Source organism: Rhodococcus gordoniae, assembly GCF_001646655.1.
Taxonomy (GTDB): Bacteria; Actinomycetota; Actinomycetes; order Mycobacteriales; family Mycobacteriaceae; genus Rhodococcus; species Rhodococcus gordoniae.
On the sequence record NZ_LPZN01000096.1, the window covers coordinates 1 to 660 of the forward strand.

At 65.5% G+C, this 660-nt stretch carries 1 protein-coding gene; it reads right to left on the reverse strand.

The genetic code is table 11. The features are described 5' to 3' along the window. Window positions 1–660 (reverse strand): sugar transferase (locus tag A8G18_RS22050; protein WP_209447069.1); only part of this gene is annotated, 660 nt, incomplete at both ends.

Consider the following 660-nt stretch of genomic DNA (forward strand, 5'->3'; position numbering starts at 1 on the left):
CTTGAACAACGGACCCGCACCCTCGTTCTGCGCCAACAAAGTGTCGACCAACCTGTCGGCATCGGTGACCATCGACCGGAACTTCACCATCCCGAACGGCGTGCCGTCGAGACCGATCCGCTCGGCCCGGTAGAAGACCGGACCCCGATCCTCGAGCTTGATCAACAACGCAACCACCGCGAACACCGGCGCCAACACCACCAACGCCGCACTCGCGAACGCCAGATCGAAAATCCGCTTCCCCGACCGCTTCGCCCCGTGATAACTCGGCTTCTCCACATGGATCAGCGGCAGGCCGGCCACCGGACGCATCTCGATCCGCGGACCCGCCACATCGACCACCCCCGTCGCGACCACCAGATCCGTCTCGAGCGGTTCGAGCTGCCAGACCAGATCGTGCAGACCCTCGCTGCCCAAAGTCTCCGTCGCGGTGACCACCACCGTGTCGGCACGCGACAACTTCAACGCGTCGACCACCGAATGCTCGTCGCCGTAGATGGTGATCTCCCGGCCGTCGACATCGATCACCTCACCCGGCGCCCCCGAATACCGCGGCACACACACCCCGACCACGCGGTAACCCTCCCCGTCCTTACGGGAGAAGGTGCGCGTCATATGCCGCACCGCCCGCGCACCACCGACCACCAGCACCGACGTCTG